We start from the raw sequence: 1,951 nt of genomic DNA on the forward strand, positions 1-1,951 counted from the left end.
GTTCTCGACCGTGTCCGGCCGGTAGTTTGCCGGCATGACCGCCTTGACCACGATGGGCGTCGAGGCGCCCGGCGGCAGCGAGATGCCGGCATTGTCGCAGCGGAACTGGCCGGGGCCGTTCGGCAAGCAGGTCCATGGCGGGCTGGGCCCGAAGGCCGAGGAGGTCGGCGCGTCGCCCGGATAGGTGTCGATCACGGTCAGCGGCCCGTGATAGGTGCTGGTGCCGTTGTTGATGATATCGATCACGAAGCTGCAGATGCCGTCCGGCGTGCAGACCGGCATGCGGGCGCGCTTCTTCAGCAGCAGGTCGACCTTCTTCTCGACCGCAGGCTGGCATTGCGGATCGCGATCGCCACGGCGGCAGACCGGGATCGAGGCGCAGCCGCGATCGTTCTGCTGGCTGCCGAACAGCGGCTTGCCGCTCGCCTGGTAGTCATAGGCGGCGCAATTGCGCAGCACGCTGCCCTGCCAGCCGCCGGCCGGCTTGAAGCCGAGCTTGAGGACGGCGGAGGCGCCCGGGTGGAGCGTGGTTGCCGGATGGGTGCAGGTGATCGGCGTCGTCCCGGGCGCGCAGACCCAGGGTGGGTTCGGTCCCGACGACAGCGCCGACCCGGCCGGCAATGTCACCTCGTCGAGCACGATCTTGCCGTTATAGGGCGCATCGCCGACATTGGTGACCGTGATGGTGAAGTCGCAGCCGCCGGACATCGTGCAGCGCGGCACCTCTGCCCACTTCTCCACCTTGAGGTCGGGCTGCTTTTGGGGCGGGCACCTGAGATCACGCGGAATGTCGATGTCGATCTCCTGCGTGCAGCAAAGTCCCCAGCCTTCCTTCGGCCCGGCATAGGTGTCGATGCCGGTGACGACGAGATGGATGGCCTCGCCCGGCGAGGCGCCGATGATCTTCCAGTTCAACACGCCGCCGCCGGCAGGTACCTGCTGGGTGTCGGTGGCGATGGTGATGCCGGGTGTCGTCGTCGACAGCTGCACCCATTTGCCGGCCATCTCCGGACCGATCGGCATGTGATAGATGAAGGCGCCGCCGCCGGGCACGCAGTCGACCGTGCCGCGTTCGACCTTGAAGCATTCCTTGCTGGGAGGCGGAGGCGGCGGGTTGCACTTGCTCAGGTCGATCGTGATCGAGGTTTTCACGCCGGTGAGGAAATCGGCGTCGTCGGGCTTGTCCGGATCCTGCGAGGGGATCGTGGTTGCCGGGCCGCCCCTGAAGGCCACCTTCATCTCACCCTGGTTATCGACCGTTGCCGGCGCGGCGAAGGCGGCATGCTCTATCTTGGCCGTGATCCGGAAAGTGATCACGCGTTCGTCGGCAGCGCCGACGCCGTCGAGGTTCGAAGCGCTGATCCGGAAATTTGAAACGCTTGCCGTATCATTTGGGCCGGCCGATGTGCTGATCGAAGCAGCGGGCAGCGGTCCGCCGGAAGCGCCCGTGCCGTCGCCGACGAGGTCGACGCTCACGATCTGCAAGCCGTGCGGCAACTGGTCCTTGAAGTCGAGCCTTGTCGCCTTCAGAAGGGCCGCCACGCTTGGCCGGTCGAAGTCCTGCGGGTCGCCATGGATGCCGAAGCTCAAGACGTATTCGACACTATCGCAGCCCCTTAGGCCACCCTTCTTGGTGAAGAAGGGTATGATCCGCCCGAGCTCCGGATTGATGCCGCGCGATCCAGCCGTGATTTCCGGATTGGCGATCTGGCCAGCTGGTGCTTTGTCCTGCGCAACCGCCGGCACTGCCGGCATCATGGCGACCGCGACACCGGCCGCCATCAGCCAGCGCGCGCCGCGCCTGGCGTATGACAGGGGTTTCATGATCGTGCCCATGACGGCTTTGCGCGGGGCAGGGCGGGAAAGGACGAGACCGCTCATCTGTCCCTCCTCGGCGCTTCGCACTCGACGGCCGGCGTCCTCAGCGGCAGCGTCACCTTGCAGCAAGGAT

At 66.3% G+C, this 1,951-nt stretch carries 1 pseudogene; it reads right to left on the reverse strand.

Features of this window, described 5'->3' with window-relative positions:
- Positions 1-1,881: pseudogene (locus tag EOA60_RS30830) on the reverse strand (hypothetical protein); the annotation flags it as partial.
- Between the last annotated feature and the right edge of the window lie 70 nt (positions 1,882-1,951).

The sequence above is a fragment of the Mesorhizobium sp. M1A.F.Ca.IN.020.06.1.1 genome (genome assembly GCF_004023265.1).
Taxonomy (GTDB): Bacteria; Pseudomonadota; Alphaproteobacteria; order Rhizobiales; family Rhizobiaceae; genus Mesorhizobium.